The 13,645-nt window shown below is 64.5% G+C and carries 11 protein-coding genes and 1 tRNA gene; 1 reads left to right on the plus strand and 11 read right to left on the minus strand.

What is annotated here, in order from left to right:
* Nucleotide 1: 1 nt before the first annotated feature.
* The 3 genes from PJE01S_RS01805 to PJE01S_RS01815 are packed head-to-tail and all read right to left on the minus strand — an operon-like array spanning nt 2 to nt 2,760.
* A complete protein-coding gene (locus PJE01S_RS01805; RefSeq protein ID WP_157090192.1) occupies nt 2-1,720 on the minus strand; it encodes a sensor histidine kinase in 1,719 nt (572 codons plus the stop codon).
* Nucleotides 1,721-1,963 (minus strand): PP0621 family protein, encoded by a 243-nt coding sequence (locus tag PJE01S_RS01810; RefSeq protein ID WP_068831413.1) that lies wholly within the window; start codon nt 1,961-1,963, stop codon nt 1,721-1,723.
* The gene (locus PJE01S_RS01815; RefSeq protein WP_068831414.1) at nt 1,960-2,760 is read right to left on the minus strand and encodes a cytochrome C assembly family protein; all 801 of its coding nucleotides are present in this window, start codon (nt 2,758-2,760) and stop codon (nt 1,960-1,962) included. Before PJE01S_RS01815 ends, PJE01S_RS01810 begins: the two co-directional genes overlap by 4 nt.
* A 79-nt stretch (nt 2,761-2,839) precedes the next feature.
* Here PJE01S_RS01815 and ffh point away from each other — a divergent pair, with 79 nt between their 5' ends.
* Nucleotides 2,840-4,198 carry a signal recognition particle protein gene (ffh, locus tag PJE01S_RS01820; protein ID WP_068831415.1) on the plus strand — a complete coding sequence of 453 codons (1,359 nt, stop codon included), beginning with the start codon at nt 2,840-2,842 and terminating at the stop codon, nt 4,196-4,198.
* Nucleotides 4,199-4,306: 108 nt separating this feature from the next.
* On the opposite strand, the gene mdoH is transcribed toward ffh, so the two are convergent.
* From mdoH to PJE01S_RS01860, 8 genes are all read right to left on the minus strand, one after another.
* Nucleotides 4,307-6,277, minus strand: a complete 1,971-nt coding sequence (mdoH, locus tag PJE01S_RS01825) for a glucans biosynthesis glucosyltransferase MdoH (protein ID WP_245660535.1) — start codon at nt 6,275-6,277, stop codon at nt 4,307-4,309.
* The gene (locus PJE01S_RS01830) at nt 6,274-7,854 is read right to left on the minus strand and encodes a glucan biosynthesis protein G (RefSeq protein WP_245660536.1); all 1,581 of its coding nucleotides are present in this window, start codon (nt 7,852-7,854) and stop codon (nt 6,274-6,276) included. Before PJE01S_RS01830 ends, mdoH begins: the two co-directional genes overlap by 4 nt.
* A 214-nt stretch (nt 7,855-8,068) precedes the next feature.
* Nucleotides 8,069-9,457: a sigma 54-interacting transcriptional regulator gene (locus PJE01S_RS01835; RefSeq protein WP_068831417.1), complete on the minus strand. Its 1,389-nt coding sequence runs from the start codon at nt 9,455-9,457 to the stop codon at nt 8,069-8,071.
* 4 nt (nt 9,458-9,461) lie between these two features.
* On the minus strand, nt 9,462-10,166 hold the full coding sequence (locus PJE01S_RS01840) for a hypothetical protein (protein ID WP_068831418.1): 705 nt from the start codon (nt 10,164-10,166) through the stop codon (nt 9,462-9,464).
* Nucleotides 10,150-11,571 (minus strand): sensor histidine kinase, encoded by a 1,422-nt coding sequence (locus tag PJE01S_RS01845; RefSeq protein WP_068831419.1) that lies wholly within the window; start codon nt 11,569-11,571, stop codon nt 10,150-10,152. Before PJE01S_RS01845 ends, PJE01S_RS01840 begins: the two co-directional genes overlap by 17 nt.
* Nucleotides 11,572-11,600: 29 nt before the next feature.
* On the minus strand, nt 11,601-12,944 hold the full coding sequence (miaB, locus tag PJE01S_RS01850; protein WP_068831420.1) for a tRNA (N6-isopentenyl adenosine(37)-C2)-methylthiotransferase MiaB: 1,344 nt from the start codon (nt 12,942-12,944) through the stop codon (nt 11,601-11,603).
* Between the two features lie 77 nt (nt 12,945-13,021).
* Complete coding sequence (locus PJE01S_RS01855) at nt 13,022-13,486, minus strand: hypothetical protein (RefSeq protein WP_068831421.1); 465 nt, start codon at nt 13,484-13,486, stop codon at nt 13,022-13,024.
* Nucleotides 13,487-13,556: 70 nt separating this feature from the next.
* A tRNA-Met gene (locus tag PJE01S_RS01860) sits at nt 13,557-13,633 on the minus strand.
* Nucleotides 13,634-13,645: the final 12 nt, after the last annotated feature.

Genomic DNA, 13,645 nt, shown 5'->3' on the forward strand with positions numbered 1-13,645 from the left:
TTCAGGCGTTCATTGTGTCAAAGGAAGGCCCGGGAACGCCCAGGCGATGTGCTGCGGATCTGAAGACGACAAAAAATTCATTGCCTTCGGTGTTGCCGCGCAGTACGCGTTGGTAGCCAATCAGGGCACCATAGCGTTCGCACAATTCCCTGCAGATATAGAGACCCAGCCCGCTGGAGCGACTCTCGGAGGAGAAAAAAGGTTCGAACAGATGCGACCGGACCGTTTTCTCCAGCGGCTGACCATCACTCCAGATGGATAGCCGCGCCTGTGCCGGGGCCACGATCTGGGTGCTCACTTCAATTGCATGGGGGGCGGCGCTGGCATAGCGCAGGGCATTGTCCAGCAGGTTGATCATCAGGCGGCGCAGGTGCTCGGCCTCAAACCAGACGCCGGCCTGGGGGGCGGCTGTCGCGACATGCATTCGCTGCGATGCCCCGGTTTGCACGGCCCAGTCCGTGGCGATATGCCGGACCGTTTCGTCCAGCGCTGCGACGGTTGTCTGGGCCGTGGGCGCCGGTTCCTGGGCCCTTGAGAGGTTCAGCACTTCATCGACAATTCTGGCCAGGCGTTGCGCGTTTTGCCTGACCATCCCTGTCAATTGGCGGTGACCGGCATCCTGCAGGTCTTCTTCAAGCAGGGCGTTGGCCTGCGAAATGGCGGCCAGCGGGTTTCGGATCTCGTGGGCCACCGCAGCCGACATGCGGCCCATGGCCGCCATTTTTTCAGTGCGCACCCGCGCTTCCATTTCACGCAGGTCTTCGAGGAACATCACACACAGGCTTTCGTGCGTGCCATTGCGCGAGGTGGTCAGCCGCGTGCGCACCTGAAGGCGGGTGGCATTGCCCTCCGCATGGTCGAGGCCAATGTCCGCCTTCTGTGGCGATTGCATGGTGAAGGTGTGGTGCACCAGGTCGGCCAGTGCCTGCCAGGAAGTTTCCGAGGCCAGCGCAAACGGGGCACTGCGCACGGCCCGCCCCGTGATCAACAGGCGCCTGGCGGCCGGGTTGGCCGAACGCACGACGCCTTTGGCATCCACCACCAGCACGCCGTCGCTCAGCGCCTCAATCACCAGTTCATTGACCTGGATTTGCATGCGCGCAGCCGACTGGCTGGTTTTGGCCCGCTTCTCCTCCCGTGCCAGACGCAGGGCCAGCTGGTTGGCCAGCAGCGCTACCAGGAAGAAGCCCGAGCCGCTGAGTCCTGCCTGGAGAAAGCGCGCACCGAAGTCTCCATGAGTTTGCAGGGCGTTCCACCAGGCGTCGCCAAGCAGCAACAGCGTCACGCTGGCCGCCGTGCCGAAGGCCAGCAAAATCGGCCCGAGCACCGAGGACAGCAGCACCGGCAGCGCAAACAGCGGGGTGTAGTTGATGCCGCTGGACTGCAGGAAATTCAGCAGGGAAAAAGTGATGACGTCCACGCCAATGGTGGAAACCCATTGCGCGTCAAAGGTGCGGCCGGGCGGCCGGGGCCGGGCCCACAGGCGCACGGCCAATGTGGCGCACAGGTAGGCAATGCACACCGCAATGGACCAGCGGTTGGTGATATTGCCCAGGGCATAGATGAATGCCTGCAGAATGACCAGCACGGCGGCAATCGCGACGCGGGCCGTCATGAAGACATGCCACAGGCGGCCAAAGGAACTTAGCGCGGGTTCTGTGACCCAGGCCCCGGACGAGTTTTCCGCGGACTCCAGCCATGAGTGGGCATGCGAGTTCACCTAGTCCCCGGCCTGGCGGCGGTGCGCCTCGCTGCAGTAGATGCCCTTGGCCCCGATCAGGGCTTCAGAGCGCGGCAGATGCACCTGGCAGACGCTGCAGGCCACCACCTCCGTGGCTGCGCCGGCCTGGCTGGAGGGCTTGCGCGGTTGGGGGCGAGCCGCTTCGTCTCTTTCCACCTGCCGGTTGTGGCGCCAAAGCCAAAAAACGACCAGGATGAGCGCCGTGACCAGCAGGTACTTCATGCGCGCCTCAGGATGACTTCCAGCACAAAGCGTGAACCGGCGTAGCCCAGCAGCAGCAGGCCCGAGCCCAGGTAGAGTACACGGACGGCCTTGCGGCCACGCCAGCCCAGGCGAGCGCGGCCGATCAGCAGACCGGCGAAGGTCAGCCAGGCCAGCACGGAAAAAACGGTTTTATGGTTCCATTTCCAGGCCAGGCCCGGCCCATAAAGGGTTTCGGCAAACAGCCAGCCGACGAGCAGGGTGGCTGAAAGCAGTACAAAACCTGCTTCCACGAAACGAAAGGTGAGGCGCTCCAGCGTGAGCAGCGGCACGCCGGCATCGGTTTGCGCGGCCAGCCGCATCGAGCGCTCGGACCGGGTCATCAGCCAGCCATGCACCACCGCGGCCGCAAACAGGCCATAGGAGGCAATGCCCAAGGCCCAGTGCAGCGGCAGCCAGGGCGAGGCAATCACATGGTAGGTGGTGCCAGGGAAAACCAGCGACAGGATGACGGCGGCGCTGCCCAGCCCTGCCAGTGCCCAATGGGCCTGGAGCTGCGGAAACAGCCGGCTTTCAATTGCATAGACGGTCAGTACTAGCCAGACGGTCATGGAGAGGGCGGGCGCAAAACCAAAGCGCGGCGGCTGGCCCAGCAGGCCGTCAGCCAGGACCAGCGCATGCAGCAACCAGGCCAGCAGCAGCAGTCCGCGTATGGTTCGCGCACCCAGCCGGGGCGTGGCCAGCGCAAGGACGGCATAGGCTGTCGCGGCCGCTGCCGCCGTTGCAAGACCCCACCCAGCGCTCAAAGCTAAAATCATGGCTACAGTTTAGCGCCTGGCCAAGTCTCTCATGGCCTTTTCGCGCCCCTCGCAGCGCCCCGTTTCAGGACCCCCACAAATGGCTTCAGCCCTCACCGACAAGTTATCCCGCCTCGTCAAGGAAATGCGAGGCCAGGCCCGCATCACCGAATCCAATGTGCAGGACATGCTGCGCGAGGTGCGCATGGCCTTGCTTGAGGCCGATGTGGCCCTGCCGGTGGTGCGTGACTTCATTGCCCGCGTGAAAGACAAGGCGCTGGGCCAGGAGGTGATGGGCTCGCTCTCGCCCGGCCAGGCGCTGGTCGGCATTGTCAATCGCGAGCTGGCGGCCACCATGGGCCAAGGCGTCAGCGACATCAACCTGGCGGCGCAGCCGCCGGCGGTGATCCTGATGGCCGGGTTGCAGGGCGCCGGCAAGACCACCACCACCGCCAAGCTGGCCAAGCACCTGATTGAAAAGCGCAAGAAAAAAGTGCTGACGGTGTCCGGCGACGTCTACCGGCCGGCCGCCATCGAGCAGCTCAAGACGGTGACGGCGCAGGCCGGGGCCGAATGGTTTCCCAGCACGCCGGATCAAAAGCCCGTCGACATTGCCCGCGCTGCCATTGACTACGCGCGCAAGCACTTCTTTGACGTGCTGCTGGTCGACACCGCCGGCCGCCTGGCCATTGACGAAGCCTTGATGAACGAGATCAAGGAACTGCACGCGGTGCTGAAGCCGGTTGAAACCCTGTTTGTGGTGGATGCCATGCAGGGCCAGGATGCCGTCAACACGGCCAAGGCCTTCAAGGAGGCGCTGCCGTTGACCGGCATCATCCTGACCAAGACCGATGGCGATTCGCGCGGTGGTGCGGCGCTCAGCGTGCGGCAGATCACCGGCGCGCCCATCAAGTTTTCCGGTACCAGCGAAAAGATCGACGGCCTGGAAGTGTTTGACGCCGAGCGCCATGCCGGCCGCATCCTGGGCATGGGCGACATCGTCGCACTGGTCGAGCAGGTAGCCGCCGGGGTGGACATGGCGGCGGCGCAAAAGCTCGCCACCAAGATCAAGTCCGGCAGCGGCTTTGACCTCGAGGATTTCCTGGGGCAGCTGCAGCAGATGAAAAACATGGGCGGCCTGTCCAGCCTGCTGGAGAAGCTGCCGGCGCAAATGGCGGCCAAGGCCGGTCAGGTCGACATGGACAAGGCCGAAAAAGACATCAAGCGCAAGGAAGGCATCATCCAGAGCATGACGCCGCTGGAACGCCGCAAGCCCGAGCTCATCAAGGCCACGCGCAAGCGGCGCATTGCCGCCGGCTCGGGCGTGCACGTTCAGGAAGTCAACCGCCTGCTCAACGAGTTTGAGCAAATGCAGGGCATGATGAAAAAAATGAAGGGCAGCGGCATGATGAAGATGATGAAACGCATGGGCGGCATGAAGGGCATGCCGAAGTTTTAAGGACGCTCCGGTTTTATATAAAAACCGGCTCCAGCCCAATAAGTACGGGCGCAAGCAGCTATCTTTTCAGTAGCTTCTTGCGCCCGTCGGCGTTTCATGAGAGAGGGCTCAGGCGGCTCTCAGCCGTGGTTTGGCCAGCTGGCTGGCGTGCAGCCAGGCGCGGCGCAGCACCGCCGGCGAGCGCGTTTCTTCCGGAATCAAGAGGTAGTTTTGCGCACGCATTGTCGTGCCCACACCGACCTGGCTGGTCAGCACCGTCATCGGAATCGCCAGCAGCAGCGGCAGGCCTACCGGCAGCAGCCAGACCAGGGCGCGTGCGTCAATCATGGCAATGCCTGCTGCCAGCAGCAGGATCACCGCGCTCATGGGGGCGAACTGCCGCAGCGCATGGCGCCAGGGCACGGCCGCCGCTTCGCGCGGGGGCGATTTCCATTCCAGCTTCAGGCCGGTCAGGGCAACGACCACAAACAGTGAGTGGGCCAGCATGCGTATGGGCGCCTGCAGCAGGGCAATCAGGGTTTCGAGCAAGGCGCTGCGCAGCAGGCTGGCGGTGCCGCCATAGCTGTGCTGCTGGCGCTTGATCAGCACGGCGGCAAGGCCCAGGATGCGCGGCAGGAACAGCATGCACAGCGTCCAGGCCCAGAGCGCCATCAGCTCGCCGGGCAGCAAGGCCCAGTCGGCCACCAGGGGCGAGCCCGACAGCCACAGCGCCGTTCCCAGCGTCATGAAGCAAAGCCACAAGGGCGCGGACAGATAGGCCATGGCGCCGGTGCCAAACATGGAGCGGTGCACCGGATGAATGCCGGGCTCGGCAATCAGTCGCGAGTTCTGCAGGTTGCCCTGGCACCAGCGGCGGTCGCGCTGCAGTTCGGCCAGCAGGTCGGGAGGCTGCTGCTCATAGCTGCCCACCAGGTCGGCCACCAGCCAGACGTGATAGCCGGCGCGGCGCATCAGCGCGGCCTCGACAAAGTCGTGCGACATGATGCTGCCCGCCATGCCGCCCGTGCCCTTGATATGGGCCAGCGCGCAGTGCTGCATAAAGGGTTCAATCCGGATGATGGCGTTGTGGCCCCAGTAGTGCGATTCGCCCATCTGCCAGTACTGCATGCCCAGGGTGAACAGGCGGCCGGTGACGCGCGAGGCGAACTGCTGGGCCCTGGCGTGCAGGGTCACATGGCCTATGGCCTGAGTGGCGGTCTGGATGATGCCGGCTTTCGGGTTGGCTTCCATCAGCTTGACCATGGCCACCAGGCAGTCGCCGCTCATCACGCTGTCGGCGTCCAGCACCACCATGTAACGGTAGTCCTTGCCCCAGCGGCGGCAGAAGTCGGCCACGTTGCCGGCCTTGCGGTCGCTGCGGCGTTTGCGCAGGCGGTAGTAGACCTCGACCTGGGGCTGGTCGCCGGACTCGTTGATGTTGCGGGCCAGCTCGGCGCGCAGTTCTTCCCAGGCCGCGCGTTCGGCCTTCTGGATCGCCGGGTCGTAGCTGTCGGACAGCACAAACACGTCAAAGGCCTTGCCGTGGCCGGTGAGGGCCACGGATTCGCAGGTGGCGCGCAGGCCGGAAAACACCGTGCGCACGTCTTCGTTGCAGATAGGCATGATGATGGCGGTGCGCGTGGCGGCGTCCAGCCTGTGGTGCTGGACTTTTTTGGCCGACAGGGTGTGGGCGTCTCCGAAGAGCGTCACATAAAAACCCATCATCGCCGTCATGAAACCCGTCACCACCCAGCCCGACAGCAGGGCAAACAGCGCGAGCTGGCCGTATTGCAGCCAGGCGTTGTCATAGTCCGGCTGCATGTCGGCAAAAATGCCGGTGGCCAGCACCGTGCTGATCACGGTCAGCATGACGAATACGGCCCGGCGGCGTTTGGCGGCATGCTGCCAGGGCGCCAGTTTTTCGGAGGACACCGGTTGGGATGCACCCGGGGCGATCAGCCTGTGAAAGGGCAGCAGGGCGGCCGTGCCGAGGCTGTTCCAGAAACCGCGCCACGGACGCGGCACCATGGCGCCGCGATGCACCGGCGGCGCGGTGACCGCATTGGGATGACGCTCTTCGCGCAGGAGGCTGCGTGTCATTGGGTGATCAGGTTGGTCCATGTTTCCGTCAGGGTGTGGGTGTCGTGTTGCAGGAAGGCGCGCAGCTCAATGGGCTGGGCCGGCTGGGGCGTGTTGTTCAGTCTTTGCACGCGCAAGGTCATGCGCCAGGCGCCGGTCGCGGGGTTTCGGTAGGCCATGCTTTCCAGCACCTGTGCGTTGGCGCTGGCCGTGGCGATGGCCTTGACCTGCGCGTCCTCGGGCAAGGCGTCGAGTGCCGGGCCGGCAAAGTCGATGACGAACTGGATCTGCTGCTTGAGCGCGTCTGCGCCTAGCTTGGCGTAGCCCATGCCGCGGCGCGATTGCGTGACCCAGCCGTTGGGCGGGCGTTGCTGATCATTGCCCTGCCAGGCAACCTGGTAAGCCAGATCGAGCGACTGGCCGGGGGCGGGCATTTTCTCGGGCACCCAGTAGGCCGCCACGTTGTCATGGGTTTCATCCGGCGTGGCAAATTGCAGCAACTCGACTCTTCCGGCGCCAAAGTCGCTCAAGGGCGTGACCCATGCGCTGGGCCGCAGTTCGTAGCGCGCTTCGGTGTCTTCGTAGTTGTGGAAGTTCCGGTCGCGCTGCATCAGGCCGAAGCCCTTCAGGCTTTTCATGCTGAAGGAGGTGACCAGTGTTGAGGCCGGGTTTTGCAGCGGACGCCAGAGCCACTCGCCTTCACCGGTGGCCATCATCAGGCCGTCCGAGTCATGCACCTTGGGGCGAAAGTCACCGGGTCGGGGCTGGTTCTCGCCGAAGAAAAACATGCTGGTCAGCGGCGCCAGGCCCAGTGTGGCCACGGGGGTGCCGGTGGCGCGCATGAAGACGCGGGCATGCACCTGCGTGACGGTTTGCTCGCCTGGTTTGACGTCGAAGCGGTAGGCGCCGGTCATGCGCGGCGAGTCCATCAGGGCGTAAACCGTGAGCTGCTGCGCATCCGGCGCGGGCTTTTCCAGCCAGAACTCGGTAAAGCGCGGAAATTCTTCCCTGGCCGCCCCCACGGTGTCCACGGCCAGACCACGCGCCGACAGGCCGTAGCGTTGGCCGGCGCCCAAGGCCCTGAAGTAGCTGGCGCCCAGAAAGACGATCAATTCGTCCTTGTAGCTGGCCGAGTTCAGGTGGCTGAAGGCGCGCAGCCCGCCGTGGCCGAGGTCGCCCCAACGTTCGGGCGTGAGCTGGTTCTTGCCAAAGTTGAAATGGGCCGGGTCATAAGGCACGGGCCTGATGCCTTCCGGGGTGATTTCATGGATGCGAACGGATTCCCCTTGCCGGCCGACATGGAAAAAGTTGGCTTCATAGGGCAGCTGATCGGCTTTCCACAAGGCACTGTCCGGCTTGTAGCGGATGTCGCGGTAGCCGTCGTAATCCATGGTGGCCAGTTCCACCGGAACGGCATGCGAGGCTTCCTGGAAGGGCGCTTGCGCGCGCTGTTGGGCGAGCCCGGCGACGTCGTCCAGGCTCCAGGCATGGGCTTGGCCCGCAGCCAGGGCCAGCGCGGCGAGGCCGGCCATGGCCACAAAACGGGCCCGCAGCGCCATGCCGCCAGGGGGGGCGAAAGGGCTGAAAAAGATGGGCATGGGCAGACTAGGGCAAACCCTGTGCCAGCTTTGAAAACTCCTTTTAAATCAAGGGTTTGCGGACGAGCTGAAATTCCCAGGCGGTGAAAAACCGGAAATGGCTCAAGAAATCGATGCAAACCGTGATTTTTGTCGCCAGACGGCGACAGCATTCCAGGGGGTGGGGAGGAATCCCTTTGAAATCAAGGCCTTAGGCCTGTCGCTGATGAGCGACTCAGTTCAGGAGCGAGCCGGCGCCGTCTGCCTTGAAGTGTCCCGGCGTCAGCCCGTGCTTTTGCATCAGGCGGTAAAACTCGGTCCGGTTCCGGTCGGCCAGGCGGGCGGCGTCGGCCACATTGCCGTCCGTCAGCTTGAGCAGGCCGACCAGGTAGTCGCGCTCGAAGCGCTGCCTGGCTTCGGCAAAGCTCAGCACCTGAACGCTGGGCGAGCGCAGGGCGCGCTGCACCAGCGCCAGCGGCACCAGCGGCGTGGTGGAGAGGGCGCAAACCTGCTCCACCACGTTGAAGAGCTGGCGCACATTGCCCGGCCAGGCCGCGGTGTTCAAGGCTTTCAGCGCTTCGGGCGCAAAGCCGCTCAGGCGCTTGCCGTACTTGCCGGCCAGTTTGTGCAGGAAGTGGTTGGCCAGCAGGGGGATGTCTTCGCGGCGTTCCGCCAGCGGCGGCAGGGTCAATGTCACGACATTGAGGCGGTAGTAGAGGTCGGCACGGAACTCGCTGTCGGCCATCGCGGCGTCCAGGTCGCGGTGCGTGGCCGAGATGATGCGCACGTCCACCGGAATCGACTGGCTTGATCCCACAGGCCGGACCACCCGCTCCTGCAGCACGCGCAGCAGCTTGACCTGCAGCGCGGGCGGCATGTCGCCGATTTCGTCGAGCAGCAGGGTGCCGCCGTCCGCCGCCTGAAAGAGACCTTTGTGATTCGTCACCGCATCGGTGAAGGCGCCCTTGACATGGCCAAACAGTTCCGACTCCAGCAAGGCCTCCGGAATGGCGCCGCAGTTCACGGCGATAAAGGGCTTGGCGGTGCGTGCGCTGGCCTGGTGAATCGCCTGGGCCAGCAATTCCTTGCCGGTGCCGCTTTCGCCGCGCAGCAGCACGCTGGCGTCAGAGTGCGCCACCATGCGCGCCTCCGCCAGGACTTCGGCCATGCGGCTGGAGCGGCTGATGATCTGGTGTTGCCAGGCCTCGGGGCTGCCCCTTTGAGCCGCATGGGCCGGTGCGCTGAGTGACAGCGCCTGGGCAATTTTGCCCTCCAGGCCCTTGCCGTCAAAGGGCTTGGTCAGGTAGGTGAACACGCCGCGCTCGGTGGCTTCCACCGCGTCCGGAATGGTGCCGTGCGCCGTCAGCAAAATGACCGGCAGCGAGGGATGCTGCGCGCGAATCTCATTAAACAGGGCCAGGCCGTCCTTGCCGGGCAGCCGCACGTCGCTTAGCACCAGCTGGGGCCGCTCGATATGCAGCTGGGTCAGGGCAGCCTCGGCGGAGGCGACGGCCGTCACGCGGTAGCCTGCCGCCGTGAGCCGCATGGTCAGCAGGCGCAGCATGTCGGCGTCGTCATCAACGACCAGCAAATGGGGCGCGGCGGGAGCGTGAGAATCGGTCATGGGGTCATGGTGTTTTGGAGCGGACCCGATCGGCCGGTGCCGATGCCGGGGAAGCGGGCGCCAGCGCGGGGGAGCGGCTGGTCAGGCTGCGCTCAATGGCCTTGAGCGCCTCCAGCCTTTCATTGGTCTGGTCCAGCCGGCGCTGCACCTCGCGCAGCTGCTGGTTCTGTTTCTCAAGCTGTTCTTCGAGGCGGCGCTGCTCGCCATAACGCGCGGCCAGCAGGCGGGCCAGCGGGTGCAGTGCCTGCGCGTCGGCCGCGGTATTGCCGAGCAGGCGGGCCAGCAGTTCCTGGGCGCGTTGCAGTTCAGCGTTTTGATGGAGCTGGCTCAGGACCAATGCCAGCTGAAGCTGGTCGGCGGGACTGGACACGCTGCCCAGCCGCGCGACCTCCTGGTTCAACTCGGCAGGGGGCAGCACGCGAACCCGGTCCGCGTAGCTCAGCATGCGCGCGACGGCATCGGCGGCCGGGTCGGGCAACCAGGCGCCCAATGGGTTGGCCGGGCCGAGCGGGGGCGCGGGCTGGCCGGGATTGGCGCGGGCGCTGCGCTCAGCCGCCGGCTGGGCGGTCGTCGTGATACTTGATTCTTCCGCGCTCTTGCTGGCGGCGGTGCTGCCGCAGGCCGTCAGAGCGGCCGCTGCCAGCGCGGCCATTGACGCCCGCAGGCCGATGCGGCCGCAGCGCGCCCAAAAATCAGGATTTGAAAACATGGGGAAACTCGATTCTGAAATGTGCACCAGGCTCGCCCGGCAGCAGGGCTATGCGCCCGCCATGTGCGGCGATGTACTCATGCACGATGGACAGACCAATGCCGCTGCCGCGGACCACATCGGCCGGCTGGCGTTCGCCCCGGAAAAAAGGCTCAAAAATTCGCTCGCGATCGGCTGGCGCCACGCCTATGCCCTGGTCCTGAATGTCTATGCGCACCAGACCCCGTTGTTGGCTCAATGCCAGCCGGATCATGCCTTGAAACGGTGAGTAGCGAATGGCGTTGGACAGCAGGTTGGCCAGCGCAGTGCCGATTTTTTCGGGGTCTATTTCCATCTGGAGCGGCTCGCCGTCCACCGTGACCGACAGCTCCCTGGCGCGCCATTGCAGGCGTTGCGCGTCCACCTGGGCTTCGATGAGCTGCAGCAGGTCGACGGTCTTTCGATGCAGCTGGCGCGCCTCGAAGGCGGCCGTGTTGAAGCGCAGCAGGTCTTCAATCTGGCCCTGCAGGACCCCGGTGTTGTGCCTGAGGATTTGCGCGATTTCACGCTGGTCATTGCTCAGGGCGCCGGCCACACCGTCCTCCAGCAGCGACACGCCCTCGCGCAGCGAGGCCAGCGGCGTCTTGAGCTCGTGCGAGATATGGCGCAAGAAACGCGACTTGTCGGCATCCAGCTCCACCAGGCGCAGGCGCAGCCAGTTCAGGCGCTGCCCGACCAGCGCCAGGTCGGCCGGGCCCTGGATGGCAATCACCTGGTCCAGCCGGTTTTCGCCCAGGCCGACGATGGCGTTTTCCAGGCGCTTCAGGGGCCGGGTGAACCAGATGCCGAAAGCCAGCGCCATGGCCACGGCCAGCGCGATGGCCCAGCCGACCTGCTGCGCCAGGCGCTGGCGGCTGGCTTCCAGCTTGTCTTGCAGCGAGGTGTTGCGCTGCTGTATGGTTTGCTGCACCTGCACCGCGATGTCCGCATTGATGCCTTCCAGCGCGCGAAATTCCTGTGCCATCTGGCGCTCCCGGTCGAGCGCGGTATCGGGCGGGCCCACCAGCAGGTCGCCAATGGTTTGCAGGTGCGCGCGCCACGGCCGTGCCGTGGCGGCCGGGATGCCTTCCCTGGCCAGGCGGGCCTGAATCGTCGTGGCCTCGCTGGCCTCGTCCTTGAAGTGCGCCCTCAGGAGTCGATCGTCGAGCACGACCGACTGGCGCGAGGTGCGCTCCATGGAAACGCTGCGCTCCCTCAGCGACTGGGCGGCGCCGCTGAGCTCCAGCGCGCGGGCCGCGTTGTCGCGGCTTTGCTGCGTCAGGTCTTCCAGCGTGAACAGGGCGCGCAGCGAAGCGGCGGCCAGCAGGCTGGCAATCAACAGGAAGGCAATGACCAGCAGTTGCCGGAACGAAAATCGCTGCAGCATGAAGGTCCCGTGCCTGGGCAAGCGCTGCCTCAGGCCGGTACGGCGAGGTCCCGGATCAGGACTTCGCCGCGCAGCGAACGCTGGGTGGCCTCGGTGATGCTGACATCTATCATCTGGCCGATCAGCCGCGGCTGGCCCTTGAAGTTGACCACGCGGTTGCATTCGGTGCGGCCCATCAGTTCGGTTGGGTTCTTGCGCGAGGCGCCCTCGACCAGGATGCGCTGCACCGTGCCCAGGCGGCTGGCGCTGATGGCGCGCACGCTGTCGTCAATCGTGGCCTGCAGGTGCTGCAGGCGCTTGAGCTTGACCGCGTGCGGCGTGTCGTCCACCAGATTCGCGGCGGGGGTGCCGGGCCGCGGGCTGAAGATAAAGCTGAAGGAGGTGTCGTAGCCGACCTCGTCGATCAGCTTCATCATCTTGCCGAAGTCCTCGTCGGTTTCACCGGGGAAGCCGACGATGAAATCGCTGCTCATGGCCAGGTCGGGGCGGATGGCGCGCAGCTTGCGAATGGTGCTTTTGTACTCCATCGCCGTGTAGCCGCGCTTCATGGCCATCAGGATGCGGTCCGAGCCATGCTGCACCGGCAGGTGCAAATGATTGACCAGCTTGGGCAGCCTGGCGTAGGCGTCAATCAGGCTTTGCGTGAATTCGTTGGGGTGGCTGGTCACATAGCGGATGCGCTCAATGCCGGGGATGTCGGAGACGTATTCGAGCAGCGTCGCGAAATCGGCAATTTCTGCGGTGCTTCCCATGGGGCCACGGTAGGCATTGACGTTTTGCCCCAAGAGCGTGACTTCCTTGACGCCCTGGTCGGCCAGGCCGGCGACCTCGACCAGCACGTCTTCAAAGGGCCGCGAGACTTCCTCGCCGCGCGTGTAGGGCACGACGCAGTAGCTGCAGTACTTGGAGCAGCCTTCCATGATGCTGACAAAGGCGCTCGCGCCTTCGACGCGGGCCGGCGGCAGGTGGTCGAATTTCTCGATTTCGGGAAAGCTGATATCGACCTGCGATTTGCCCAGCCGGGCGCGCCTGGCCAGCAGTTCCGGCAGGCGGTGCAGGGTTTGCGGGCCGAACACCACATCCACATAGGGCGCGCGCTGGATGATGGCCGCGCCTTCCTGACTGGCGACGCAGCCGCCCACGCCGATCAGCACGCCTTTTTCCTTCAGGTGCTTGACGCGGCCCAGGTCGCTGAAGACTTTTTCCTGCGCCTTTTCGCGCACCGAGCAGGTGTTGAACAGGATCAGGTCGGCCTCTTCCATGTCCTGCGTCGGCTCGTAGCCCTCGGCGGCATGGAGCACGTCGGACATCTTGTCCGAGTCGTACTCGTTCATCTGGCAGCCGAAGGTTTTGATAAAGACTTTTTTGCTCATGATTCGCTACTAAATTGATAGCTTACTTCGCCCGAAAATACTGGGCGGGAAGGTGTTTTTTCTTGAGGGCGCGAAGACTACTGCTTGTAGGCCGGCAACTGGCTGTACGGCGTCTTGCCGTCATCCACGGGCGCTGCAGTCGTGTCGGTGATGAAATTGAAAAACGTATCTGACGAACCAGGCCGTTTTTGCCTGGCTTCCTCGCCGTTGAGTATCCAGACCTCATGCACCTGGCCGGTGTTGTCGCGTACGTAATTCACCACCAGTGTCTGGTTGACGAGCGGGCCTGACAGCACCAGGCGGTCCTCGGTGTCGCGTATGCGCGCGCCCACCGAGAGCCGGTCCGCCTTGCCGTCCATGGAAATCATGGGCGGCGCGAGCATCACCATTTCACCGCGAAGGGCTGCTTTGGGAAATTGCCTGACCTTGGGTTTGGCCTCAGCGGCCTGGTCAGTCTGAGCGAGGGCCGGCAGGCTTGAGAAGCCGGCCGATGCCGCCAGCAACATCAGGGCGGCCATCAGGTGGGGTGCGCAGCGGTTCATGGTATCTATCCAGAGGCTGTGAAGTAATAAAGCCTCAGAGGTCACGACCGCTGAGGCTTTTGGGAATTTGTGGTGGTGATAGGTGGACTTGAACCACCGACATCAGCATTATGAATGCTGCGCTCTAACCAACTGAGCTATATCACCTCGCGACCGATA

Source organism: Polaromonas jejuensis NBRC 106434, from assembly GCF_001598235.1.
Classification (GTDB): domain Bacteria; phylum Pseudomonadota; class Gammaproteobacteria; order Burkholderiales; family Burkholderiaceae_C; genus Polaromonas; species Polaromonas jejuensis.